25 protein-coding genes are annotated in these 24,304 nt (G+C 60.2%); 12 read left to right on the top strand and 13 right to left on the bottom strand.

Translation table 11 applies throughout. From position 1 onward, the window contains the following. Window positions 1–181 precede the first annotated feature (181 nt). The gene (locus M0D68_RS04310) at window positions 182–1,201 is read left to right on the top strand and encodes a hypothetical protein (protein ID WP_266223871.1); all 1,020 of its coding nucleotides are present in this window, start codon (window positions 182–184) and stop codon (window positions 1,199–1,201) included. A gap of 104 nt (window positions 1,202–1,305) precedes the next feature. Here the strand turns inward: M0D68_RS04310 and M0D68_RS04315 are convergent, their stop codons facing one another. The 4 genes from M0D68_RS04315 to M0D68_RS04330 all read right to left on the bottom strand — a co-directional run bounded on the left by M0D68_RS04315 (window position 1,306) and on the right by M0D68_RS04330 (window position 3,377). Then, complete coding sequence (locus M0D68_RS04315) at window positions 1,306–1,860, bottom strand: NADPH-dependent FMN reductase (protein WP_256457251.1); 555 nt, start codon at window positions 1,858–1,860, stop codon at window positions 1,306–1,308. A gap of 279 nt (window positions 1,861–2,139) precedes the next feature. Next, window positions 2,140–2,409 carry a DUF6723 family protein gene (locus tag M0D68_RS04320; protein ID WP_234475619.1) on the bottom strand — a complete coding sequence of 90 codons (270 nt, stop codon included), beginning with the start codon at window positions 2,407–2,409 and terminating at the stop codon, window positions 2,140–2,142. 11 nt (window positions 2,410–2,420) lie between these two features. Further along, window positions 2,421–2,705 (bottom strand): hypothetical protein, encoded by a 285-nt coding sequence (locus tag M0D68_RS04325; RefSeq protein WP_093634332.1) that lies wholly within the window; start codon window positions 2,703–2,705, stop codon window positions 2,421–2,423. A 540-nt stretch (window positions 2,706–3,245) separates the two neighbouring features. Then, a complete protein-coding gene (locus M0D68_RS04330; RefSeq protein ID WP_257021004.1) occupies window positions 3,246–3,377 on the bottom strand; it encodes a hypothetical protein in 132 nt (43 codons plus the stop codon). 448 nt (window positions 3,378–3,825) lie between these two features. On the opposite strand from M0D68_RS04330, the gene M0D68_RS04335 reads away from it, so the two are divergent. Together M0D68_RS04335 and M0D68_RS04340 are read left to right on the top strand one after the other, a co-directional pair. Then, window positions 3,826–4,434 (top strand): RNA polymerase factor sigma-70, encoded by a 609-nt coding sequence (locus tag M0D68_RS04335; protein ID WP_054034290.1) that lies wholly within the window; start codon window positions 3,826–3,828, stop codon window positions 4,432–4,434. Beyond that, entirely contained in the window at window positions 4,421–4,624 is a 204-nt protein-coding gene (locus M0D68_RS04340) for a zf-HC2 domain-containing protein (RefSeq protein ID WP_093634333.1), read from the top strand. Before M0D68_RS04335 ends, M0D68_RS04340 begins: the two co-directional genes overlap by 14 nt. Before the next feature lie 21 nt (window positions 4,625–4,645). Here the strand turns inward: M0D68_RS04340 and M0D68_RS04345 are convergent, their stop codons facing one another. Then, a complete protein-coding gene (locus M0D68_RS04345; protein WP_154566444.1) occupies window positions 4,646–4,936 on the bottom strand; it encodes a DUF1272 domain-containing protein in 291 nt (96 codons plus the stop codon). A 137-nt stretch (window positions 4,937–5,073) separates the two neighbouring features. After that, on the bottom strand, window positions 5,074–6,450 hold the full coding sequence (locus tag M0D68_RS04350; protein ID WP_093634335.1) for a gluconate:H+ symporter: 1,377 nt from the start codon (window positions 6,448–6,450) through the stop codon (window positions 5,074–5,076). A 227-nt stretch (window positions 6,451–6,677) separates the two neighbouring features. Here M0D68_RS04350 and M0D68_RS04355 point away from each other — a divergent pair, with 227 nt between their 5' ends. Further along, the gene (locus M0D68_RS04355; protein WP_266223872.1) at window positions 6,678–7,661 is read left to right on the top strand and encodes a sulfonate ABC transporter substrate-binding protein; all 984 of its coding nucleotides are present in this window, start codon (window positions 6,678–6,680) and stop codon (window positions 7,659–7,661) included. A 42-nt stretch (window positions 7,662–7,703) separates the two neighbouring features. On the opposite strand, the gene arsC is transcribed toward M0D68_RS04355, so the two are convergent. Continuing rightward, window positions 7,704–8,063: an arsenate reductase (glutaredoxin) gene (gene arsC / locus M0D68_RS04360; RefSeq protein WP_200620608.1), complete on the bottom strand. Its 360-nt coding sequence runs from the start codon at window positions 8,061–8,063 to the stop codon at window positions 7,704–7,706. Window positions 8,064–8,865: 802 nt separating this feature from the next. On the opposite strand from arsC, the gene parA reads away from it, so the two are divergent. After that, window positions 8,866–9,528 (top strand): ParA family partition ATPase, encoded by a 663-nt coding sequence (gene parA / locus M0D68_RS04365; RefSeq protein WP_054034704.1) that lies wholly within the window; start codon window positions 8,866–8,868, stop codon window positions 9,526–9,528. A gap of 24 nt (window positions 9,529–9,552) precedes the next feature. Then, window positions 9,553–10,608, top strand: coding sequence for a ParB/RepB/Spo0J family partition protein (locus tag M0D68_RS04370; protein WP_054034705.1), 1,056 nt, complete (start codon window positions 9,553–9,555; stop codon window positions 10,606–10,608). 78 nt (window positions 10,609–10,686) lie between these two features. Here M0D68_RS04370 and M0D68_RS04375 read toward each other — a convergent pair whose 3' ends face one another. Beyond that, window positions 10,687–12,036 (bottom strand): replication initiation protein, encoded by a 1,350-nt coding sequence (locus M0D68_RS04375; protein ID WP_054034706.1) that lies wholly within the window; start codon window positions 12,034–12,036, stop codon window positions 10,687–10,689. Between the two features lie 1,949 nt (window positions 12,037–13,985). Between M0D68_RS04375 and M0D68_RS04380 the strand changes: the two genes are divergently transcribed. Next, window positions 13,986–15,191, top strand: a complete 1,206-nt coding sequence (locus M0D68_RS04380) for a DNA-binding protein (protein ID WP_093634338.1) — start codon at window positions 13,986–13,988, stop codon at window positions 15,189–15,191. A gap of 87 nt (window positions 15,192–15,278) precedes the next feature. Here the strand turns inward: M0D68_RS04380 and M0D68_RS04385 are convergent, their stop codons facing one another. From M0D68_RS04385 to M0D68_RS04395, 3 genes are all read right to left on the bottom strand, one after another. Next, complete coding sequence (locus M0D68_RS04385; RefSeq protein WP_266223873.1) at window positions 15,279–16,346, bottom strand: tyrosine-type recombinase/integrase; 1,068 nt, start codon at window positions 16,344–16,346, stop codon at window positions 15,279–15,281. Window positions 16,347–16,408: 62 nt separating this feature from the next. Continuing rightward, complete coding sequence (locus M0D68_RS04390) at window positions 16,409–16,807, bottom strand: DUF2471 family protein (RefSeq protein WP_054034709.1); 399 nt, start codon at window positions 16,805–16,807, stop codon at window positions 16,409–16,411. Window positions 16,808–16,922: 115 nt separating this feature from the next. Beyond that, window positions 16,923–17,549, bottom strand: a complete 627-nt coding sequence (locus M0D68_RS04395) for a helix-turn-helix domain-containing protein (RefSeq protein WP_200653256.1) — start codon at window positions 17,547–17,549, stop codon at window positions 16,923–16,925. 169 nt (window positions 17,550–17,718) lie between these two features. On the opposite strand from M0D68_RS04395, the gene M0D68_RS04400 reads away from it, so the two are divergent. Both M0D68_RS04400 and tdh read left to right on the top strand, forming a co-directional pair. Continuing rightward, entirely contained in the window at window positions 17,719–18,918 is a 1,200-nt protein-coding gene (locus M0D68_RS04400; protein WP_211699857.1) for a glycine C-acetyltransferase, read from the top strand. Between the two features lie 13 nt (window positions 18,919–18,931). Then, complete coding sequence (tdh, locus tag M0D68_RS04405; protein WP_028195988.1) at window positions 18,932–19,963, top strand: L-threonine 3-dehydrogenase; 1,032 nt, start codon at window positions 18,932–18,934, stop codon at window positions 19,961–19,963. A gap of 56 nt (window positions 19,964–20,019) precedes the next feature. Here tdh and M0D68_RS04410 read toward each other — a convergent pair whose 3' ends face one another. Continuing rightward, window positions 20,020–20,670, bottom strand: coding sequence for a YceI family protein (locus tag M0D68_RS04410; RefSeq protein ID WP_266223874.1), 651 nt, complete (start codon window positions 20,668–20,670; stop codon window positions 20,020–20,022). Window positions 20,671–20,777: 107 nt separating this feature from the next. Here M0D68_RS04410 and M0D68_RS04415 point away from each other — a divergent pair, with 107 nt between their 5' ends. The 3 genes from M0D68_RS04415 to M0D68_RS04425 all read left to right on the top strand — a co-directional run bounded on the left by M0D68_RS04415 (window position 20,778) and on the right by M0D68_RS04425 (window position 22,718). Then, a complete protein-coding gene (locus M0D68_RS04415; RefSeq protein ID WP_266223875.1) occupies window positions 20,778–21,479 on the top strand; it encodes a TetR/AcrR family transcriptional regulator in 702 nt (233 codons plus the stop codon). A 17-nt stretch (window positions 21,480–21,496) separates the two neighbouring features. Next, window positions 21,497–21,976, top strand: a complete 480-nt coding sequence (locus M0D68_RS04420) for a nuclear transport factor 2 family protein (RefSeq protein WP_093634345.1) — start codon at window positions 21,497–21,499, stop codon at window positions 21,974–21,976. Between the two features lie 223 nt (window positions 21,977–22,199). Further along, entirely contained in the window at window positions 22,200–22,718 is a 519-nt protein-coding gene (locus tag M0D68_RS04425; protein ID WP_093634346.1) for a hypothetical protein, read from the top strand. 412 nt (window positions 22,719–23,130) lie between these two features. Here M0D68_RS04425 and M0D68_RS04430 read toward each other — a convergent pair whose 3' ends face one another. Further along, the gene (locus tag M0D68_RS04430) at window positions 23,131–24,108 is read right to left on the bottom strand and encodes a LacI family DNA-binding transcriptional regulator (RefSeq protein WP_266223973.1); all 978 of its coding nucleotides are present in this window, start codon (window positions 24,106–24,108) and stop codon (window positions 23,131–23,133) included. Between the last annotated feature and the right edge of the window lie 196 nt (window positions 24,109–24,304).

Genomic DNA, 24,304 nt, shown 5'->3' on the forward strand with positions numbered 1-24,304 from the left:
CGGTTGTAAAAGCGCGGCAGCGGAATGCCGCAGTTTCTATGCGAACACATGGCGCAAGCGGCCAGCAGCGGGCGTGCGGACACGCCGTGCCGCCCCGGCATGATCGTTGCGATGTTTTTAGGGAAGGAGGCCGACGCGTTCTTGCGCCGTTCGATCCACCTAAAACCGCCGGGAGACAGCCATGCGACATACCGTGATTGGTTTATTCGACACCTATTCTCAAGCCGAGGCCGCGCGCGACACGCTTGTACAGACCGGTTTTGCACGCGAAACGATCGAGTTGCAGGCGAATCCGGAACCCTCCGTCGGCTCCGCAACCGACGAGGTCGCCGGTTCCGGTGTGCTCGCCAATATCGAGCGTTTTCTCTCGAGCCTGTTTGCGAGCGGCCCTCGCGCGCCGGACACGGCTCGCTACACGGAAGCCGTGCGCCGCGGCGCCGTGCTGGTCTGCGTGAGCGCGGCCAGCGAATCGCATGCAGAACTCGCTCGCAATACCTTGACGAGGCTGGGTGCGACCGACATCGGCGAGCGTTCGCCCGACTGGGACATGCCAGCTGAATCGAGCCGCGATCATTCGATACTCGACGAACTCGGCATTGGCGCGGTGACGCCAGGCACGCCGCATACATCGAGCACGACGACGGCCGGCGTAGCGACGCCGGCTTCAACGACACAGCCTAAGGCCTCGGCCGATCCACTCTATCCGCCGCCGCTCATGGGCACCGACGCCGAGCCGTTCGTCCCGCCGCCGCGGGCTGAGCGGCCGATGCGCGACCCCGTGAGCGAGCCGGTCATCGACCCGCTGGTGGGCGATGCGGGACGTACCGCGATTGCGGCAGGTTCGATGCCGGGTTCGGGCGCGATCCTGCAGCCGTCGGACGTCGTCTCCGAAGCCGGGCAGCCGACCGCGGGTTTAGGCAGCCAGATGCCGAACGAGTATCTGGAATACGAAGAGGATTTCCGCACGCACTACGACGAGCAATACGCGGCTGAGAACGCGCGCTATGAAGATTACGTGCCGGCCTATCGCTACGGCGCGGAGATCGGTCAGGACGCGCGTTTTCGCGACCGGGCATGGGACGACGTCGAGCCGGAAGCCCGTCGCCATTGGGAAACCACCTCGCCCGACAGCACGTGGGAGCGCTTCAAGCTGGCCGTGCGTCATGGTTGGGAACGCGTGACGGGACACCATCACGTCTAAACGGGGGAGCGGCAACGCCGGCGTGCCGTGAAGTTACGGCGACGCCGGCGTTTTCCGTCTGAGTAGATGCTGTGATTTGGCCCGAATTGGCCCCGAATTGACCGTCAGGCAGCGGTCTGACGTTTGACCCACGCGACGTAGCGGTCAACGAAGCTCTGCAAGAACTTGCGGGTGCCGTCGTTCACGATCTCGCCTTTCTCGTTGATCGCCGCCGGGTCGTGCTTGATGAACACTTCAGGCTGGCCAAGCGTGGCGACATCGAGGTACGCCAGCACATTGCGCAGATGCTGTTGCGCGAGCGCCGTGCCGGTCGCCCCGAGCGAGGTGCCGAGCACCGCGCCGGGCTTGTTGCCCCATGAATTGGTGCCCCATGGCCGCGAGCCCCAGTCGAGTGCATTCTTCAGGACGCCTGGCATGGAGCGGTTGTACTCGGGGGTGACGAACAGCAGGCCATCCGCGGCTTCAACGCGCTTCTTCAGGTGTTTGGCGACTTCGGGATAGTCGGCGTCATAGTCCTGACTATAGAGCGGCAAGGAGCCGATATCGATGAACTCGAAGGTGAAGTCCGCGGGCGCGAGAGAAATCACGGCTTGCGCCAGTTGGCGGTTGAACGACTCGCGGCGCAGGCTGCCGACGACCACTGCGATGTGATGGGCCATAGTTCGCTTCCTCGAGGTTAGGCGCTTGACGCGCTAAAGGGTACGAACTGTCCATCATAGGCAATAAGCCGGGCGGTACGGCAAGGGCGCGCACAAAAAACGCCGACTTCTGGTTACGCGGTCCAGACCTCGAAAGTTGCGACCGGTGGATAACCCGGTAGCAACAAAAGTTATCCACAGATTCACTGAATAACCTTGTGGATAACTGGTACTTTTGCCTTGTCAATCAAGCATGCTTTCGGCCTAGGACGATTTGAGGCAACTCGACGTTCTTCGCTGTCATTCCGGGACAGCGATGTCGCCATCCACAAGCTGCCAGCCGTACGTCTCGGCAAACACCTGAGCCGCATCCGCATTTTCGAAAAACGGCATGTCCGCGTGGCCCTGGAAGGGATAGATCACGCGCTCGTCGCTTAACCGGATTACTTTCAGCGTCGGCACCGTCCCGCTGGAGGTTCGACGCGACGACACGGCGACCTGATAGTTTGCGCGGCCCGTCAACGGCGTGGAATTCGCGCCCTGCGAGCGCCTGGAAATGTGGCTTGCCATCGGTGCGCGCATCAGAGTCCGGCGATCGACTCGCCGGCAACCATGCCGTCGATCACCCGCTCCGCGTAACTTGCTGATGCAATGCGTGCGTCGCCAGCCGCGCCAAACGGAGAACGGCTCGGCACGCGAAATACACGGCTGCTGGTCAAGGTGTCGTCGGTGCCGCGCCGGCAGATTCGCACCGCGGCGTCGAAGCCCGAATCGTAGTGGCGGACGCCATCGGCAGAACGCGGCTGGTGCGGATAAACCAGTGGATAAATCTCAAGGCCCCGGTAGCTTCTGATCGTATTGTTCATGGTAGTCGTCTCCGGTAAAGGATCTCGCTTGAAACGTGTGGCTGTGTGTTGGGCATGACGCCGGGCGAGTCGCGGCGTTTCAGCAAACAGGTGCCGGTCGGCGACGATGCGCGTCTGGAGCGGCGTCTGTAAGGCCACGCCGGCGACACCGTCGAACGAAGTAGAAGGAAAGGACCCCGTTCGGTTCAGGGCGCTGTGATGAGAGGCTGATGCCTGAGGGACTGCGCAGGGCGCGCAGGAGAACTGCAAGCTGTTGGCTCACTGTAACACGTTAGAAGAGTGAGCATTAGGCGCATTTGCGCGCCAGGCGCGGGTGTTGCTTCGGAGTGCCGGGTATTGCGTACCGCTTTCTGTTTCTCGACGCTTGCACACTGGAGAAAGGGAGTCGCAGCCCTGTTCTGCAGACGCTTCATACGTGCGTCAAACGTGCGGGATTAAATGCAAAAAGGGCGCCTTTATCGGCGCCCTTTCTTGATTTCGAGAACCCGTCTCGTCAGCAGACTTGTGCCGGACCGGTGTCCGGCCGCGTCCGCAAGACGATTAGTTGCCGAAGAACACGTTGCAATACGATGCCGGGCCGCTGCATTGAGCCGGTGCAGCAGCTTGAGCTGCGCCCGAAGCAGCAGCAAACAGGGCGACGGAAGCGATCAGGGCGGTAAGAATGCGTTTCATGGTGCTACTCCTCTCGGCATTTAGTTCGCGATCTGGGGCGATCGATGGAGTGGAGAATAGCGATTCAGCGTCCGCCTAAAAATACCGAAGACGAGAAGATGTTTTTTCAAATATTGAAATAATCCAGCCGCGTATTTGCGGCGAGCTTGAAACGTGTGTCACTGCACGCCTCGCCCACGCGCCTGAAGTTACGGTTGCGCCGGCGCAGCCTTGATTTCATTTTTCGCAATAATATTTTTGCTGTCATAAAGCCTGTTGCGGCACGACTAAGCTCATCGAGTCTTCGCTTGCTGGCGGGCACATGTTCAATACCAATTCGCTTGCGCAGGAACGTGCGGGAGAATGGCGCACACGTCCGGGAACTGCGCGAGGAAACCCACCCGTCTATGAACCACAACGATCCAGAAGAAAACGCGCGGCAACCGCAGGCGCGGCGATGGAGCCTGCCATGGCGCAAGTAAGTGGGCCGGCGCTCGATGATCCCGTTTATCTGACGCAATTGCGGCGCGACCTGTTGCGCTTCGCCCGTTTGCAACTGCGCGATGCCGCTGCCGCCGAAGACGCCGTCCAGGAGGCTCTGGCCGCCGCCTGGACACAAGCCGACCGGTTTGCCGCGCAATCGGAGCACAAGACGTGGGTGTTCGGCATCCTGCGGCACAAGCTCATCGACACCTTGCGCGCCCGGCAGCGCACGGTGAATCTGTCGGCGCTCGAATCCGAAATCGACGGCGAGACGCTGCTCGATCGTGAACTCTTCAAGGACAACGGCCACTGGTCACGCGAGAGCAAGCCGCAACCATGGCCGACGCCGGAAACCGCGCTGCGTCAGCAGCAATTCTGGACCTTGTTCGAGATGTGTCTGGAACACCTGCCCGAGCACATCGGGCGCGTGTTCATGATGCGCGAATTTCTCGATCTCGAAACCGAAGCGATCTGCGCCGAACTGCAGATGACCGCCAATCACTGCAGCGTGCTGATCTACCGCGCGCGGCTGCGCTTGCGCACTTGCCTGAGCGAAAAGGGCCTATCCAGAGAGGATGCGAATGGGGAAGTGTAAGCACATCACGCGGCTATTATCAGACGCGCTCGACCGCCGTTTGACGACCGGCGAATGGGTCGCGATCCGGCTGCATCTGCCGACTTGCAGCGGCTGCCGCAATTACCGCAAACAGATCCGGCTGCTCCGCGTGGCGGCGCGCACGGTGAGCGGGATTGCGACGCCGGGCGCGGGTGGTGGTGAGGATTGAAGGGGCGTTTGCCAGCACTTGTTAGCGCTCGCCGGGCGGCGTGTTCCGGTAGCGCTCGAAGAAGCTTGCGTGCGCCGCTTCGTCGATGGAAACGGGATGTGCTTCGGTACGGGCCGGATGTTTGGCCAGCTGCGCGCGCGTGCGGATCGGCCGATGCTGGAAATTTCCGCCGCAGTTCGGACACACGTTGCGCAGCGTGCTGAGCGCACACACTTCGCAGAAAGTGCATTCGTACGTGCAGATCATCGCGTCGGGCGCGTTCGGCGGCAGTGATTTGCCGCATCCTTCGCAGGACGGTCTCAGTTCAAGCATGGTGGCTCCGGGTCGGCAGGAAAGCGAAGCGCGGGACTGCGCCTCGTCTGTGTCGAAGCAGTGTAAGTGGATCGGGCCATGTGGAATTGACAGCCAGGCGTCAATTCCTGCCACCGCTTGCGATCCTTGGGCCAGGCTCAGGTCAACACGGTCCACAATGCGAACGTCAAGACGAGGCCGACGACGGATACGATCGTCTGCAGCACCGACCAGACCATCACCGTCTGCTTCAATTGCAACCCGAAGTACTCGCGCACCATCCAGAAACCGGCATCGTTCACGTGGCAGAAGAACACGGAACCTGCGCCGATCGCGAGCGCCATCAGCGAATTGTGCGTCGCGCTGAGGCCCGCGACGACCGGCGCGACGATACCGGCGGTCGTGGTGGTCGCAACCGTCGCGGAGCCGGTCGCCTGCCGCAGCGCGACAGCGATCAGCCACGCCAGCAGAATCAGCGGCATGTGCGCGCCGACCGCGATCTTGCCGATCGTCGTGCTGATGCCGGCCACCACCAGCGCCTGCTTGAGGCCACCGCCGGCACCGATGGTCAGCAGCAGCGCCGCGATCGGCGGCAAGCTCTTGCGCAGAATGCCGCCGACCCGGTCGCGTGCCATGCCGCGCGACCAGCCCAGCGCCACTACCGCGAATAGCACGGTGAGGCCGAGCGCGACCAACGGCTCACCCAGGAAATTGAGCGCGTCGAACAGGAAGGTTTCGGGTTGCAGCAGAAGTTTGGCAACCGTGCGGCCGAGCATCAACACGACCGGCAACAGGATCGTGATGAGCGAGATCGCGAAACTCGGCGGCTCGCCGGTGCTTTGTTCTGCGGTGAACAGCTTGCCCATTTCTTCCGGCTCGACCACGTGCATCCGCTTCGACAACCAGATGCCGTAGACCGGTCCCGCCAGAATGACCGCCGGAATGGCAACGATCAGGCCGAGACCGAGCGTCAGACCGAGATCGGCATGCAGTGCGCTCACGGCGATCAGTGGACCTGGGTGCGGTGGCAACAGGGCGTGCAACGTGGTCATGCCGGCGAGCGCGGGAATCGCAATCCGCAGGATCGGCTGCTGCGAACGGCGCGCCATCACGAAGATGATCGGCACCATCATCACCAGGCCGACTTCAAAGAAGAGCGGCAGGCCGACGATGATCGCCACCAGCGCCATCATCCACGGCAGCGTGCGTGGCGTGGAATGTTTGAGGATGGTTGAGACGAGCCGGTCAGCGGCGCCCGATTCGGCCATAAGCGCGCCGAGCATCGCCCCGAGCGCGATGATGATGCCGACGTCGCCGAGCAACGCACCCGCGCCTTTGCTGAATGCGCTGGCTACTGCTTCCAGCGGCAGACCAGCCGAAAAACCCGCCGCGAACGTGCCGACCAGAATCGACAGAAACGGTGCGAGCTTCAGCACGCTGATGAATACGATGATCAGTGCGAGCCCGAGCACGCACGACAAAATCAGTTGAGTGTCGTGGGATGACCACGGCGCGAGTGTTGTCGTCAGATGCACGATGTCCCTTTTCCGATTGACGCAGCCGCGACTGCGCGCGGATGACGGATTGTAGCGGGGCAAGGTGACTTGACGCAGTCAGACAGGCAGAGCGGGACCGCTGGGGTGTCCCGCCCCCTCCGGCGTGATTTGCTTATGCGAATTTATCGGTTCGTCCAGGCTTGCAGACGAATTATCGTCAACGCTAATCGGTCCGTTTCGCGTCCGTCTTTTTAACGAGCACTTTTATGTCCCGTCATCCGTTGCTCACGCGCCGCGCGTTTATCGCCGGCGTGGGCGCCTCGCTGGCCGCCGCGGCCTTACCCGTTGTCTCCACGTCAGTCTTCGCCGCGGATGCGCATGCGAAGGAATTTCGCATCGGTTATCAGAAAGCGGCCAACACGCTCGTATTGCTGAAGGCGCACGGCACGCTCGAAAAGCAGGTCGCACCGCTTGGCTTCACGGTCAAATGGACTGAGTTTCCCGCCGGCCCGCAGCTGCTCGAAGGATTGAATGTCGGCGCGATCGACTTCGGTTATGTCGGCGAGGCGCCGCCGGTGTTCGCGCAGGCAGCGGGCGCGAACTTTGTCTATACCGCGTATGAAATTCCGACGCCGCATGCCGAAGGGATCCTCGTCCATCAGGACGCGCCGATCAAAACGGTCGCCGATCTGAAGGGCAAAAAGATCGCTTTCAATAAAGGTTCGGACGTTCACTGGTTTCTGGTCGCCGCATTGCAGAAGAACGGCGTGAAGTACAGCGACATCCAGCCCGTTTTTCTGGCGCCCGCCGATGCGCGTGCGGCCTTCGAACGTGGTGCGATCGACGCATGGGCGATCTGGGACCCGTTCCTCGAGGCGGCCAAACGCCAGTCGAATGCCCGCTTGCTCGCCGACGCCGAAGGGATCGTCAGTCACCATCAGTTCTTCCTGAGCGCGCGGCCGTTTGCGGAGAAAAACGGTGACGTGCTCGCGATCGTGATGGATGCGGTGAGTAAAGAGGGCGAGTGGGTGCGCGGGCACTACAGCGAAGCCGCCGCACAGCTTGCGCCGATTCAGGGCCTCGACGCCGGCGTGATCGAAGCGGGTTTACGGCACTACGCGCACATCTACAAACCCATCGACGCGAACGTGCTTGCAGAACAGCAACGTATTGCCGATACATTCACCGAGCTGCGCATTATCCCGACAAAGATCGTGACGAAGGACGCTGCGTTGCCTGCCAAAGCTTAGGTCGCTTCGGCTCGGGTCACGTAGATCGCGATGCTTCGACGCCTAGGCGAATAGCGCTTCGACATTTTCCGGCGGCCGGCCAATCACGGCTCGCCCGTTCCGCACGACGATCGGTCGTTGCAGAAGGATCGGGTGCGTTTCCAATGCTTCGTATAACTGAGCGTCGCTCAGTGTGGTGTCGGAGAGGCCGAGTGTTTTGTATTCGGCTTCGGTGTCGCGGATCATCTCGCGGACTGTGCAGCCTAACTGCGCGTTGAGTTGCTTCAACTGCGCGGCCGTGAGTGGTTGCTTCAGGTATTCGATGATTTCCGTTGGTTCGTTGGCGCTGTTGTAGGTGGTGGCGATCAGGTCGCAGGTAGCTCGCGATTTTGAACAACGGGGGTTGTGGTAGATGGTGATCATAGTTGGGTGAATGGTGCTTGTGTTGGGTGCGGGGTGTTTTTTGGTGGGGGATTTTAGCGGGTGCGGGAGTTGGGTGGGGCGATCGGGTTTGTTGAGGCAGGAACGTGACGTTGTCTGTTGGTGATGATGTCGTTCGGTTTATGCGCATAAAGCGCCTGCCGGAAGTTGTCGAGCTATCGCCGGGTGGCTTGGGCCGCTCTACTGAAAGCGTCAACCCATGTTGGTTGAGCCTCCCCCTTTGTATGCATGGACACGAGGCTTCGTGCAGCAGCCAGTCCCACCTCCGTGCCGTGCCGCAGGATCATGCATCGATCCCTACACCCCCCAGCAACGGCGGCTCCATGCTTGAGTCACGCCCGAAAAGTTTATGCGCATAAAGGTGTCTATGCGTGACGGCTCGCGGGGCACGAGTGTGGCCCGGATATGCCTCGACGCCGCCAACAGTTGGGGCCTGTAAAAGCGATGCGACGCAGCAACGCCACCCTAGGTAAGCGGCACGGCGTCGAATCCCAGACTGCCGATGCACCACGACCCATACCCGTGGGCGCAGCTTCGCATCGCACCAGATCCAGTAGCGAACTCCCCCTTCGATACCTCACAGCGTCTGACACCTTCCCGGTGCCGCAAACCTATCGCCGTTGATCCGCTTCACACCCGCTGCGCTTTAGCTCAGCCATGCCACAACCTTTATGCGCATAAACCTATCCCGTTCGGCTAATTCTTCTCGCGTTTACACAAAAACGATTGAAATGCGAATTCATCCAGGTAAAATCCTTTTGCGTCTAAAAAGAGGAGGTGAAGATTGGCAGCAGAAATCATCGCGGTAACTCAGCAGAAGGGTGGGGTCGGGAAGAGCACAATCGCGATGCACCTCGGGGCTGCGTTCCATGAAAAAGGCAAACGCGTCCTCGTCGTAGACGCAGATGGTCAAAACACCCTGGTCCATTGGGCCAGCGCATCATCAGACGGCGAAACCGGCATTCCCTTCCCAGTCGTCAACCTCTCCGAAGCCGGCAGCCAGATCCATCGCGAGATCAAGAAGTTCGTGGCTGACTACGACATCATCGTCGTCGACTGCCCACCCTCCATCACCGAGAAAGTGTCCGGCGTCGTGTTGCTCGCGGCGAGCGTCGCGATCATGCCAACGTCGTCGTCGCCCGCCGACTATTGGTCGAGCGTCGGGCTGGTGAAACTCGTGCAGCAGGCCCAGGTCATGAACGAGGATCTGCGCGCCGTCTTTCTGCTGAATAAGACCGAAGAGAAACGGATGCTGACGCGCGAACTGAAGCGTGCGTTGGAAGAGCTCGGTTTTCCACTGCTCAAGACCCAGATCCCGACGCGGGAGGCCTACAAGCAGGCAATGGCCTTAGGGCAGACAGTGCTTCAGATGAACGATCGCGGCGCCAAGCTCGCCGCCATCGAAGTACGGGCGTGCGCCAACGAGATCGCAGCCCTGCTCCCCTGAATTTATGCGCATAAAGGACCCTGAATGAAACCCTCCCAATTCGCCAAAGGCTTTCAAGCACGTCCTGATACGACTAGCAGCGAAAAGCGAACCGCTCTCGACCGCCTGAACGCGATCGACGGTTTGGTCAAGAATGGCGCCCCAACTGGCGATGTACCGAACCGCGTCATCCAGCCTGTCCTTTCCCAGGACGTCACCGAACTCGAAGCGGCGGATATCGCCAATGAGTCGGCGGCCTACCGTGCCTGGCGGATCGAACACGCCTACCGGCCGGGCCAGGTCATCGAGCTCGCGCTCAAGACGATCAAACCGAGCCCGTTCAATCCGCGCCATTTCTATCTGAAGGCGTCGATTGCCGAGCTTGCTGTCAATCTGGCGAAGCAGGGCCAGCAGCAGGCGATTCACGTCATTCCCGATTACGACAATCCCGGCACCTACTACGTAAGCGATGGCGGCCGGCGCGTGCGGGCGCTTAAAGAAGCGAACAAGGAATCGGTGAAGGCAATCGTCATCGACCTACCGATCGGCATCCAGAGCTATAAGCTCGGCTACGACCTCAACGTCCAGCGCGATTCGCAGACCGTGTTCGACAACGCCGTCGTCTGGAAACGCTTTCTCGACGATCGGCATTTCCAGAGCCAGAAGGAGCTCGCCGAACATCTCGGACTGGACGAGTCAACCATCGCAGTCGCCCTGTCGATTGCGAAGCTACCCGAGGCGGTGATGCATGAGATGGTCGCAAGGCCTGACCGCTTTGGTTCGAACATGGCGTATCAGGTGGGCCGCTATCACACCGCCCGCGGCGCCGACGCTACGCTGCGCCTGATCAACAAAATCCTCTCGGACGACCTGAGCACGCGACAGGTTGCGGACATCGTCAAGGGCAGAGCAAGTGCGCAGGAAAGCACCAAGCCGGCGGGTCGGCAGCGCTATGCGCAGCGTCTGGAAATCAAGCTCGGCGGCGTCTCGGTCGGCGATCTGAAATCGTATGGAGACGATCGAATCGAACTGCGCCTGAAGGGCCTCACCCGTGAAAAGCGTGACGACATCCTTCGTCAGATTGAAAAGATGCTGAAGTAACGAAGGGAGAGCATCAGCAGGAAAAGAAACGGCGGCACACGAAAGTGGCCGCCGTTTTTCTTGATGCGATCTTGACGATTACGCCGCGCGCGATTGGCTCAGCGTGAAGGCGAGCAGGTCGCCATCGGTGGGTTCGCCCCAGGTTTTGCGAGCCAGCCAATCGAAGAACGCCGTTTCGACGATCTTCGAATCCAGCCCACGACGACGCCAGTCGTCCCGCATATGTGTGCCGAGATCCGGCAACACGTCGTCCTCAAACGACTTCCGTGCGATCTCCCGCTCCGACTCACCTTGCTCGTCGTAAAGCTCGCGCGCTTCCTTGCGACGAACCGCCGAGTACTCGCCGAGCAGCCGCGCTTTCAGGTCGTCCGCCGGCGCAGCCACCGCGGCTTTACCGCCGCTACCGGACGCCAGCGCCTCGACCGGCGGCGCATAACCCTTCTTCAACGCATCCTTGAACAGAGCCGGCGCGCTACGCACAGCGGGCAAGGACGTGCTGCGCATGCGTTGCTCGGTCATCTGCAGCGCCGCGCGAATCCGGTTTTCTTCGCTATCGGCGTACAGTGTTTGCGCTTCTTTCAGCGGAATGCCGATCTTCACCATCCGGTCAACCAAGGTGCTGTCGAATACATTCGGGTGTTCGTCGAGTGCAAGCATAGGCTGTTTGCGCTCGGTCACGCGGAACTGGATCTCGGCAACCCGCCGTCCTTCCCGGTGCTCGATCAACTCGACAAAGATGTTGGTGACCGCATTTACTTCGGCGATGGCCGGGCGCAGGTAATCGCGCTTGAAGTACTTGTACTCGCGCTTCGCCTCATCACCCGCTTCGGTGTCTGGCGTGCCCGAGAGAATAGGGCGCCACCATTCCCATGTTTCGCGCATCGTCAGATGGCTCGGGTTGGTCAGGTAGCGAACGCAAATCTCGTAAAGTGCGAGCCCCGCGCTACTGCGCAACTGGCTCTGGAACTGCAGACTCAACCGCGCATACTGAACAGGATCGAGCAGCTTCTTTTTGATCTTCGGCGCAAATGAGAACTCCACCCACACACGGCGAGTGGTGGGATCTTCGAGAATTTCCGCGTCGGCAATCAGCGTGGAAATACCCCATTTCCGACCCGGCTTCTGGCTGGACGTGCCGGTGCTCCATTCGACCTGCACCGACACCATGCGCCGCAGGTGCTCTTTCACGAGCGCCGTGTCGTTCGAATCGAATGCGGAATTGGCGACGATGTCGGACAGCAAGGCCCGATACGTATCGCCGGACTCATCGGCTTGCTGAGCGACGGCAAGGAGAACGTTGAACAGCTTGCGGGTGAGGAGCGTGATCTTGCCGCTCTTGGGCTGGATGGCGATCGCCTCAACGGCCTTGCGTAATTCGGCCGAGCTCGGGCTGACTACATCTGTCTTCTTCGCGCGCTTCGTGGCCATGCGTCTGGTCGAGGAGGGATTTGGCGAGAGCATACCGGCTGTGGTGATACGCGTCTATAGCACGGGTCTCACCGTTCCCGGTGAAGTGAGTTTACGAGGCACAACTCACCTCGAGCAACTCCCGAAAACCCTCACCTCACCCGTTTCGGGCCAGGTTCAGGGCATCCTTACAGGTCGCGGCCTCCAGAAAATTGACCCATTTCTGACCTGCCGCGAACCGGAGCTATTCGATCCCGAATCTTCTCACCTCAAAAAATTTTCGTGAATTTTGGCTGCACGCACGTAGCGAGCGAGGCGCACTCGTACTCGATCGGTGGCTTGGATGCACTTTTGCCGATTTCAGCGGATAGGGGAGGGGAGAAACCCGACAAGCGTGCCGTGCCTCCCTCCCTAAGCAGGGCACCACGCCGAAGCCCGCCGGCACGCATATGCGTCGATTGCGGCCATGTGGCCATCGATGCACAGATGCACACGGCAATCGCCGCATATTCGATTGAGCAAATGGCCCGCGAACCTGGCGGCAAGACATCTGATTCACGCGGCAGTGAGATCCGAGTCGCGAGAATCTCCCCCGAAAAAGCTCACCTTAACGCTAGCTGAGCGCTTGGAACGACGCGGCCTCCAGACCTGGGGCGTTGAAAAAACACCGATAAATAGTCCCGAAAAGCCTCACCTGTGAGTCCGAATCAGGCCTACGCAGCGTATGAAAAAGACCCCCCGAAAAACCTCACCTTTGCGCAGCGCACAAAAATTATCCAATGATTTCATTGACTTATCAGATCGTTATTCACCGAGCCATGGGCACGCGCTCCCGTATATCCTCACCTTTAACAGCTTTTCAGTGAAATTCGACGTTTCCGGTCGCAGCCCAAAGGGCCCCGAAAAACCTCACCTTAAGATTTTCGCAGCCACAAAATCAGAATGACTCTGACAGCGTCAGTAGGGCTTTTCCGGCCCGTTGCGGCGATTTCGGTCCTGTATTTCCTCACCTTAGCGAAGACAAACGTCCCAAAAGGCTCCCGAAAAATCTCACCTCAGGCCCAAAACAGCCTTTTTGGCGAGTCGGCCATCGCCTCGATCCAGGTCTCCCGAATTCGCTCACCTTTCCGCAAAGGGTGATCGACGACCTCATCGGCGCACCGAACCGAATTTCGACCGAAATCAGCTTCAGCTCCCGCAAACCCTCACCTTAAGCGTCCAAATGCACAAAATTGAGGCAAAAATGACCCCTCGGCCCCGGAAAGTCTCACCTTCGGTTCGCGTTTTCTCCTGTCTTGACTCACCAATGGGGTTAACGAGGCCAAAATAAGGCCGAAAATTGGCGGCCGCGGTGGTCCCGAAAGCGCTCACCTTAAGGCCCATCGAGATCCGCACCTACTTTTGAGTGCTGCCGGGCGATCCCGGTCGCTCAGGTCCCGCAAAATCTCACCTTTAGCGAAACCACACTTTTGGGGCAGCTCCTGAACCCGCTCACGTTCTGTCCCGGACCTGCTCACCGAGGCCCCCGAACCTCATCACTCAACACTCCCGCAAGACCTCACCACCTCTCCCGTAAAGCTTCACCTTGCCGGGCTGGAACGCCCACCTGGTAAGGGTTTGCCATGGCGTTAACGTTTTTAACATGGGTTCAAAGGTGTTTACTTTTATTACTCTCTAGACTTTCCCCGCGCGTCCTTCGGACAAGACTGCTTCACCCCAACCGCTCCCATGACGCCCGCGTGAAACAGTGAGCGATCAAAAAGAAACTACTGAAACTTCTTTATTTACAACAACTTATTAGCTAGTCTTCGTTTTGTTTCACGGAAAAACCAAGCTCGCTCCGATCTTGTGAGCTACCAGCAACGTCAAAACACGCCAATTGGCTAAATAACACTCGTCCCCAACAAATACGTAGCAAACAATACGTAAATTGTTATGATTCATCCAATTCGAGCGACATCGAGGTATACATGAATCTGGACCAGGAACGGCAAGCCATCCGTGACGAGCTTGAATCTTTGAGGGCTAGCGGAGCACGGCGGCAAGAACTATCGCTGCATGCTTGCAAACGACTTTTCTTCGATTTGGGCATTCGCCCGTCCATGGCGGCCGTCCGCGACCTGACACAAACAGGCAGCGCAAGTGACATCCCAAAGGACATCGACCACTTCTGGGAACGGATCCGAACGGTGTCGCGCGTCAAAGTTGGCGCCGGCGCTATCCCGAAAGCATTGGAAGATCGCGCCGGAGAATTATTAGGCGCCCTTTTCGAAGAAGCCGTCGTGCACGCCCGCTCTACCCTCGACAACGAACGCGAGGAAATTCGCGCCCAAGTCACCCTCGCCGACCAACGCGCACGGGAAGCGGAAATTCGCTGCGACGTTTCGGAAGAAGCGATCAAGCGCAGCGAACTCAGAGCTGAAGCCGCGTGGGAACGTGTTCGCGCACTCGAGACTGAGCTATCCAGCGCCACCACACATGGGACCGCTCACCAGGAAGGCTTGCAGGCCACGGTCCGTCGACTTGATGGCGAAAACGAAACGCTGCGCCAACGCCTCGATACCGAACAGGCGACGAACGCGGCGCTCCGCGACCGGATCGATGCGCTGCATGTCGAATTGCGCCAAAGCACCGAGCACTATGCGCAACAGATCAAGGACGCCGTCGCCGAAGCCGAGCGCCGTGTGAAGCCAATGCTGGTCGAACTCGATTCCTTGCGCAGCATGGCGGCCACCTACCAATCGGGGGTGCGTGACGCCAGCCGCAAGGAATTCGAGTTTATTCAGCAGCTCGCTGCAGCCAAGGCGCGCGGCGATCGGCTCGACGCGCAACTGCGCGAGCAGTCGGATGAAGTGGATGTTTTGACGAAAGAAGTCGCGGCGCTGCGCGGCCAGCAGGACATCGATCCCGCCGTCGCGAACCTGTTGTGTTCGCTAGTCGAAGCCGGCAGGCTCACGACCGACGAGCTATCAGCGATCGGTACTGCGGCGGACGGCCATGTCACGTTGCCGCTGCGTTGCCCAAAATGTGAGGAAGGTGAGCCCGAGTTGTCGCAAGTGGATCACCGCTTCGAGCTGCAGTGTCCGGAATGCGATCACTCATCAGGACCCGGCGAATCAAGGCTGGAGGCGGTTAGCCGGTTTTTGTCGAGTGGCTCGATTGCAGCGTCGGCGTGACCCTCGGCGCACGCGTCATAACGGATAAATCGCCAAAGGTGAGGAAATTCGGGACCTGATGGGTGAGTATTTTCAGGACCCGTTCACTCACCCTTTCCTCGTCAAACGCCCGTCACGCCTAGGCGCGGGCAATGGCGGAGCAGCTGGATCCGGTTTATCCACTGTTGGCGAATCCTGCTGATCCATCCACCTTTGCCATGCCCGGTACAAACGGTTGGCAGACACGGCCTGGACAAATCCCAGCCATTGCCCGACCTGTTCCGCCTCAACTCCACTCTCGAATAGATCTGCCGCGAAGGTGTTGCGCAAAGTTTGCGGACTGGCGCGTGAGGCTCGGGACGCGGCGATGCCTGCGGCGTCGATCAACGCATCGACGCCGCGCAGCATGGTCGCCTTGTGCATTGGGCGTCCTGAAGGCGAAGCGGGAAAGACCAGATTGCCGGCCAGTTCGGAAAGGCGCCGTTCCGCAAGCCAAGCGTCGAGAACGGCCGCCGCGAAGGGTGCGAGCCGGGTACGGCGCGTCAGCATCGGATTCGAGGACTCGATTGTGACCCACGGCGATCCGACGTTCACGCAACTAACCGTAAGTGCTGCCGCTTCCCCGGTCTTGATACCGCCGCCGAGAAACACAGCGATCAACGCGCGGTCACGCCGCTCTCTCCAGCGCTGCGCAATGGACAAAACCGGCAACGGCGAAAACAGATGCGCAATGAGCGCTGCGCGTTCTGCATGATTGAGAAACCCGGTCGGCTCGTTATCGCGTGCATTCCGCCATGCTGCTTCGCCATCCTGAGCAATGAAGCGTGCAGGATTGGTCGACGCGGATTCGATTTCGCGCACGTGATCCAGCACCCGTTCAATGAGCCGCAAATACCGGACACGTTGCGGTTTTCGGATCTCAAGGCCGCCCGCGAATTCGGCGATGGTTTGCGTATCGACCGTGACCAGACTCTTTTGGCGAACAGCAAGCCAGTCGAGGAAAAGCCCCCACTGTGCTTGATAGACTTCAGCAGAAGAGCGTCTGAAATGTTGCTTGGCAAGCCACGCGTCGAACGCGATTTGCGGATCGCGGCGCCAGTCTTCCCGTTCCTGATCGAAGAGATCGGTTGACGGTGCAGGGCGTGGAACCGGGTCGGACAGATTAGGAGGCGACATAGGCTATTCTTCCGTTAGTTGCGCATATTGTAGGTGGCAACCGATGAAAGTACAGCGCTTGGTCAGTCGCCCCATGCCCGTGCGTGCTTTAGCGGCGCGTCTTTAGAAGCCGGTTGTGCGGCTCGGCGTGCCGCCTCTTCATAGGCCGAGACCGCGAACGCAAACACTGCAGGCAATGCCGTGGATGTACCGAAGTCCACCGCCTCGTCCGTTTCCGGATAGGGCAACTCGGACGGCCGTTGGAACAGCCCGAGCATGATCGCGTCGTGCCGGCTGGCAAACCCGAGGTCCGCCAACGCTTCGGCTTCGATTGCATGAAGCAGGCGCCACGAGAGCGGCACCTGCTGGACGATGTAGCGCGCGGCGATGTTGCGCACGATGTGTTCAAGATCGCGCGCCGCGGTTTGATAGCGCAGCGCGGCCAGAGCATGCTCGGCTTGTTCGGTGGTCAGGTCGTTCATTATCGGCTCCAGTCGACACCCTGTACTGTACAAATATACAGTGTCTCGCGCAACCTCGGCCGAGCGGACAATTCAGTCCAATTCAGACATCAACCTGCAACGGTGCGCCTACCCCTCAGCCGTGAATCACCACTAGCAATGCTTTCGCCTCGCCCTTTCCGGCGTTGCGGATTGCGTGCGGCTCGTCGGCGACATAGCGCGCGGTGTCCGCGGCCTTGAGCCGCTTTGTTGCGCCCGCCGCCTCGATCTCTATCGATCCTTGCAGCACCGTCAAATGCTCACGCGTGCCGGGTTCGTGCGCGTTCGACACCAGCGCCCCACCCGGCTGCAACGTCAACTCGTACCACTCGAACTTGCCGGCCAATTCGATCGGACCCCAGACTCGCAACTGATACTTGGCCTCGTGCCCGCTCAAAGTCGGGATGTCGTGCGGACCGGAGACGGCAATCGCCTCCGGCGCCTTCTGCGGCGCGAACAGTGAATCGAGGCTGACGCCGAGGGCGTTCGTCAGACGCCACGCGACCGCGATCGTCGGATTGGCCTTGTCGCGTTCGATTTCCGAGAGCATCGATTTCGACACGCCCGCCGCGCGCGACAGGTCGTCGAGCGTCATGCGCCGTTCGGCGCGCAGACGCTGAATCTGCTCGCCGACGCGAGGCGGCGCAGCGATCGCCGGGACCGGACTCGCGCCTGAAATGGGTGCCGCGCTGGCTGCTGCGCGGCGGATTCCCGAACTTGCCATTTACTGACCTATCGTTTAGAGTTGTTCGACATACCGGATTTTAGTTCGGAAAAACGAAAATATCCGATAAAACTGACAGCCGACTATAACAGCCCGCCTCGACGTCGAACATGCCGCAAGTGCCGGACATGTCGCGCGTGGGCGCACCACCCTTTCAGGAGTCTGGTTCATGCGTGACCTTTACCTCGCCCATCTGCGCGGCACACTCGAGCAGATCCGCGCTGACGGTTTTTACAAGAACGAGCGCGTGATCGCCAGCCCCCAGTCGGCTGACGTGCGCCTTGCGAACGGCACGGAAGTGCTGAATTTCTGCGCGAACAACTATCTTGGTCTGGCCAACGACGAACGGCTGATCGAGGCCGCGAAGCTTGGCCTCGATAACGACGGCTTCGGCATGGCGTCGGTGCGCTTCATTTGCGGTACGCAGACCGTGCACAAAGACCTCGAAAAGGCGTTGGCCGCATTTCTGCAAACCGACGACTGTATCCTCTACTCCAGCTGTTTTGATGCGAACGGCGGTCTGTTCGAAACCCTGCTCGACGACAACGACGCCATCATCAGTGATGAACTCAACCACGCGAGCATCATCGACGGTGTGCGGCTGTCGAAGGCGAAGCGCTTTCGCTACAAGAACAATGACCTCGTGGATCTCGAAGCCAGGCTGAAAGAAGCGGATGCCGCCGGCGCACGCTTCAAGCTGATCGCTACCGACGGCGTCTTCTCGATGGACGGCATCATCGCCGACCTCGCAGGCATTTGCGATCTCGCCGACCGCTACGGCGCACTCGTGATGGTCGACGATTCGCACGCGGTTGGTTTCGTCGGCGAACATGGGCGCGGCACGCCGGAACATTGCGGTGTGCTGTCGCGCGTCGACATTATTACCGGCACACTTGGTAAGGCATTGGGCGGCGCATCGGGCGGCTACGTCGCAGCGCGCCAGGAAGTCATCGATCTGCTGCGTCAACGCTCACGTCCCTATCTGTTCTCGAACACGCTGACGCCGAGCATCGCCGCCGCCTCGCTGAAAGTACTTGAGTTGCTCGCCAGTGACGAAGGCGCACAACTGCGTGCGCGCGTCCGCGAAAACGGCGCGCATTTCCGCCGCGCGATGAGCGCGCTCGGCTTCACACTCGTACCAGGCGAACACCCGATCATTCCGGTCATGCTCGGCGACGCGCAACTTGCATCGAATATGGCGGACGCATTGTTGAAGGAAGGCGTGTACGTGATCGGCTTCTCTTTCCCGGTGGTGCCCAAAGGCCGCGCGCGAATTCGCACGCAAATGAGCGCCGCGCACACGCCGGAACAAATCGATCGAGCTGTCGACGCATTTGCGCGCGTCGGCCGTCAACTCGGTGTCATCTGAAGCGGAGGCGCACATGAAAGCATTGGCAAAACTCGAACGCGCACCGGGCCTCACGCTAACGGATGTGAAGAAACCCGAAGTCGGTCACAACGACGTGATGATCCGCATCACGCGCACCGCGATCTGCGGCACCGATATCCACATCTGGAAATGGGACGACTGGGCGCAAAAGACGATTCCCGTACCGATGCATGTCGGCCACGAATACGTCGGCGAAATCGTCGAGATGGGTCAGGAAGTGCGCGGCTTTGCGATCGGCGATCGCGTGTCGGGCGAAGGGCATATCACCTGCGGCTTCTGTCGCAACTGTCGTGCAGGACGCCGGCATCTGTGCCGCAATACGGTGGGCGTCGGCGTGAATCGTGAAGGCGCATTCGCTGAATACCTCGTGATTCCGGCCTTCAACGCGTTCAAGATTCCGCCTGAAATCTCCGACGATCTCGCCGCGATTTTCGATCCGTTCGGCAACGCTACGCATACGGCGCTGTCGTTCAACCTGGTCGGCGAAGACGTGCTGATCACCGGCGCCGGGCCGATCGGCATCATGGCAGTAGCGATTGCGAAACACGTTGGCGCACGCAATGTGGTGATCACCGACGTCAACGACTATCGCCTCGAACTCGCACGCAAGATGGGCGCAACGCGTGCCGTGAACGTCTCGCGTGAATCGTTGCGCGACGTGATGGCGGATCTGCACATGGCCGAAGGTTTCGACGTCGGGCTGGAAATGTCAGGCGTGCCGAGCGCTTTCACCAGCATGCTCGAAGCGATGAACCACGGCGGCAAGATTGCGCTGCTCGGCATTCCGCCTGCGCAGACCGCTATCGACTGGACCCAGGTGATCTTCAAAGGCCTCGAAATCAAGGGCATTTATGGCCGCGAGATGTTCGAGACCTGGTACAAGATGGTCGCGATGCTGCAGAGTGGTTTGGATCTGTCGCCGATCCTCACGCACCACTTCAAGGTCGACGATTATCAGGAGGCGTTCGCCACGATGCTCTCGGGCGAGAGCGGCAAGGTCATTCTCGACTGGACCGCTGCATGATTTGAAAAAGCGCTGCATTCAAGCGCAACTGCTGAAACAAAACGCCCGCACCGCGCTCACGCGCCTGCGGGCGTTTTTTCGAACTCAGCCTGAATACGCACATGAATATCGTCGCCGACAGCCGGATACCACGTCGACAAACCGAACTTCGAGCGGCTGAAATGCCCTTCCGCGGAAAAGCCGAGTGTGTCTTTTTTCGTGAGCGGATCGGGCGCGAATCCGTTGAAGGTCACATCGAGCGTCACAGGTTGCGTCACGCCGTGAATCGTCAGATCGCCGGACAACGTGCCGCGCGAATCGCCGGTGCGCTCAAAGTGCGTGCTGACGAAGCGCAGCTCAGGATAGCGCGCGACGTCGAGCATGCTGTCGCTTTTCACCATCTTGTCGAGTAGCGGCACATTCGTATCGATGCTCGCGGCGTCGATCGTGATCGCGACGCTACTCTTGTCCATCCCGCCTTCGTTCCAGTCGAGTTGCCCCTGCCTGCGATCGAAGCGCATCGTAAAGCGCGAGTACTTGAAGTGATCGATGTCGAAGGTGATGCTGCAATGGTCCCGATCGAGATCGTAGCGGCCAGGCGGCACGCGTGCTTCGTTCTGGCTGACCGTATGGGTAAGCACTTGCAAAGGCGTGCAGGCCATCGAAGTCAGCAGCGCTGCGCTGAGCAACGCGCGTACCAAGGTGATGCGGACAACAGGGAAGCTCATGGAATTCGTCCGGTTGGTCGACCAGCATCACGATAACAGCAAGCGCAGCAATCCGCCGAAGCGCACAAAAGCTTGACGAAGGAGAATGATCGTTCTACCCTTCGCACATGGCTACTCAAACCCCAACTGAATTGCTTGCATCCGGCAGCGCGCGTGAAAGGCTGCTCGATGCCGCGGAGGCGTTGATCTACGCCGGCGGTATCCATGCCACCGGTGTCGATGCGATCGTCAAGCAATCCGGTACTGCGCGTAAGAGCTTTTACACGCACTTCGAATCGAAAGACGCGCTTGTCGCGGCCGCGCTGGAGCGGCGCGACGAACGCTGGATGAACTGGTTTATCGCGGGCACGTTGCAGCACGGCAAGACTGCACGCGCACACCTGCTCGGCATGTTCGATGTGCTGCGCGAATGGTTTGCGTCGGAGGACTTTCACGGTTGCGCGTTTCTGAACGCGGCCGGCGAAATCGCCTCCGCGGAGGATCCGATCCGCATCGTCGCGCGTGAACACAAGGAGCGCCTGCTCGTGTTCGTGCGAACCCAGTGCGATGACTACGCGGCCGAATCGGGCATGGACGCGCGCCGCGCCGCGCGCTTGTCGCGCCAATGGCTGATCCTGCTCGACGGCGCCATTGCCGTGGCGCTGGTGAGCGGCGAGGCCGACGCCGCGCTCGACGCGCGAGCCGCCGCCGAAGCCTTGCTCAATACCGAGTCCGCAAGCGAATCGAACCCACTCGCAGGTAAGTCCGCGAGCAAGTCCCCAAGTGAAGCCCGAAGCAAACGACCGCCATCCCGGCGCACAGAAACCTGACTGAGGAAACACACACCATGGCTGACTCGATCGAAACCCGCCCGCCTCTTCCGCCCTTCACACGCGAAACCGCGATCCAGAAAGTACGCGCCGCGGAAGACGGCTGGAATACCCGCGACCCCGAACGCGTGTCGCTCGCATACACACCGGATAGCGTCTGGCGTAACCGTGCCGAGTTCACGCATGGCCGAGCGGAGATCGTCGGCCTGTTGCGCCGCAAATGGGCAAAGGAACTCGACTACCGCCTGATCAAGGAACTATGGGCATTTACGGATAACCGCATCGCTGTGCGCTTCGCTTACGAATGGCACGACGACTCCAACAACTGGTTCCGTTCTTACGGTAATGAGAATTGGGAGTTCGATGAGCACGGGCTGATGGCGCGCCGGCATGCCAGTATCAATGACCTGCCGATTCGCGAGGCCGACCGTCTTTATCATTGGCCGCTCGGCCGCCGTCCTGACGACCATCCGGGCCTGTCCGACCTCGGCCTCTAGACCTCTCCCAACGATCGAAGGTGGACACCTGCCGGGTGTTCACCGCTCTGCCATCGGTTCTCCGTTATCGTTGCGTCTGCGCCGTGGGGCACGTGCCGTGCCCGCGCGCCCGAGCGCGTCCTCCACATCGCCCGTGCGGGTTGAGGTACAGTGCGCGACGGACGACAAGCAAGAATACCTAGAACACAGATGACACCGGCGTTCGATCGGTGGCGGAGAATACATGCATTTTCGTCAGACAAAAAAGCAGATTCGACACGCGGCCGTAGCGCTCGTCGCGAGCCTCGCCGCAGCGTCCGCTGCGCATGCGGGCAACTGGTGCGAGGGCGGCATATGGGTCGACGCCATGCTTGGCTCGTATCACATCAATCCCGACCCCAATACCCATTTCGAGCAGTTCAATCCTGGCCTTGGCGTTGAATGCTGGCTCAACAATCAATGGGCGGTGACTGCCGGCGGCTTCCGCAATTCGCTGCGGCGCCCTTCTTATTATGGCGGCGGTGTCTGGGCGCCCGAGTTCGCGCACTGGGGCATTGTGCGGATCGCGGCGATCGGCGGGATTATCTCGGGCTATAACTACGGCAACTGGGGTCTCGGCCGTAACCACACGATCGGGCCGGTGGTCGCGCCGATCGTGATGGTCGACTACAAGCGCGTTGGGGCTAACTTCATTGTGATCCCGCCGATCCCCTCGGACAATCTTCCGTTCACGATCGGGTTTCAGGTGAAGGTGAAGTTCTAGTCTGCAAAGGTGAGCGATTCCAGGATGGTGAGGAATTCCAGGAGATGATGTCATCGCAATCAAAGGTGAGGATCGCCAGGAAATATCGTCAGCGCAGCCAAAGGTGAGGAATTCCAGGAGACGCAACCACCTCGACGAAAGGTGAGCTGTTCCAGGGAGCATGACATCACGTCGGCGAGAGGTGAGCGGTTCCAGGAGGTGTCGCCATATCAGCGAGAGGTGAGTCGTCTCATGAGACGAACTGCACCGTGGAAGTAAGCAAAGCCACGCCAAGGTGAGGCGTTCCAGGAGGTCGCTCGCCAAAGGTGAGCGATTCCAGGAGGTGAGCAATCGCCGCGTTGAGTACGCACCTGAAATAAGGTGAGGATTTCCAGGGAGTCGTAGTCATTGCCGCTGACAGAGCACCACGACACTAAGTGCTTTCCCGCTCGATCAGACTGAACCCCACATCGACGATTGGCTCACTGCCAGCGCGATTCTCAATCCGATCGACTAGCATGGTCGCCGCAAGCGTTCCGATTCTCGTGCCGTCGATTCTCATGGTCGACAACGGTGGCGTGGTGTCCTTCGCGAAATTCAGATCACCGTAGCCAATCACACGCAGTTTCTCTGGTACTGAGATATCCCGGTATTCAGCTTCCATCAACACGCCTAGCGCCAGAATATCCGCGCCGCAAAAAACGGCGTCGATATCGGCGTGCGTGTCGAGCAAGCCCTTCAGCGCCCGTCGCCCGTCGCCCAGATTCGCAGGTGACTCGACCGTCATGACAGGAATGGAGGAGATTGCTTTGCCATTTCCGAACGCTTTGAGGAAAGCTTTGGTGCGGGCCTGCGCGCGCCGGTCGCTGGGCGTGACGACAGCGGGCCGCCGCACGCCACGCGTCTTCAGAAAGTCCGCGGTTGCCCTCCCGACGTTCTCATGAGAGAAGCCGACCAGCATGTCGATAGGCTCGCGTGTCAGGTCCCAGGTCTCGACGACAGGAATGCCGCACGCGCGCAGCTTTTGCCTCGCACTCTGGGAATGGATGACGCCGGTCAGTACGATGCCGGCCGGTCGGCGGCCGATCACCGCATCAAGCAGGGCGTCTTCGCGCGACTCGTCGTATCCGCTTTGCCCAATCAGCAACTGGTAGCCCGCCGCGGCAAGCTCGGTCGTCAGGGCGCCGACGGTTTCCTGAAACACGCTCCCGGCCATCGCCGGAATCAACGCGACGATGAGATGGCTGCGAGTCGACGCCAGCGAACCGGCGATGAGGTCAGGCGTGTACCCGGTTTGCCGGACGGCCGCCTGGACACGCTCCAGCGTATCGACCGAAACTAGTTCAGGCGTGTTCAGTGCGCGTGAGACGGTCACTTTCGTCACGCCGACGAGCGCCGCGAGATCGCTCAGCGTTACGCGGCCGGAATTCTTGCGGGCGCGCCGGGAGGCGCTGCGTTCGACAGGGGCAAGCAGGGTAGTTGGCGGTTTGCTCACGACGTTGATCACTCAGGCCCGAAAAAAGTTGCTGGCGATTATGGCAAAACCATACTACCATGCGTCGTATGTTACCGGTTACATGAACCGGTAACATCGATTAGAAGAAAAG

Source organism: Paraburkholderia sp. SEWSISQ10-3 4, assembly GCF_030464785.1.
GTDB classification, from domain to species: Bacteria; Pseudomonadota; Gammaproteobacteria; order Burkholderiales; family Burkholderiaceae; genus Paraburkholderia; species Paraburkholderia aspalathi.